Origin of the sequence: Corallococcus sp. RDP092CA (genome assembly GCF_041903675.1) — a bacterium.
Taxonomy (GTDB): Bacteria; Myxococcota; Myxococcia; order Myxococcales; family Myxococcaceae; genus Corallococcus.
Genome location: NZ_JAYESI010000132.1, coordinates 1 through 404, shown reverse-complemented (window position 1 = coordinate 404; position 404 = coordinate 1). Strand labels below are relative to the sequence as shown.

Sequence of the window (404 nt, the reverse complement as noted above, 5' to 3'; positions counted from 1 at the left end):
CCGCCGCCCGGCTGATTGCCGAGGTGGGCAACCCCGCCGACTTCCGCGATGCCAAGGCGCTGGCCGCCTACGTCGGCGTGGTGCCGGGGCTGGCCCATTCGGGCAAGCGCACGCCCTCGCGCGCGGGGCTGAGTCCCTACGGCAACGCCCGGCTGCGCCATGCCCTCTGGATGCCGACGCTCACCGCGGTGCGCAAGAACCCCTGGCTGCGCCGCTTCTACGAGGGCCTGCGCGCACGTGGAAAGCTGCCCAAGCAGGCCCTCGTGGCTGCCATGCGCAAGCTGCTGGCCGCCGTCTACTCCGTCGCCAAGCGTCGCAAGCCCTTCACCCCGCTGCTGCCGACAGCCCCCTCCCCGAACCCCTCCCCATGCGCAAACGGTTGACTGAGACTCACGGCATCTCAG

General features: G+C 71.5%; 1 protein-coding gene. It reads left to right on the top strand.

The genetic code is table 11. The features are described 5' to 3' along the window. Positions 1-383, top strand: a 383-nt coding sequence (locus U8525_RS34495; RefSeq protein WP_374270975.1) for a transposase, incomplete at its 5' end; no start/stop codon positions are given. Positions 384-404 lie beyond the last annotated feature (21 nt).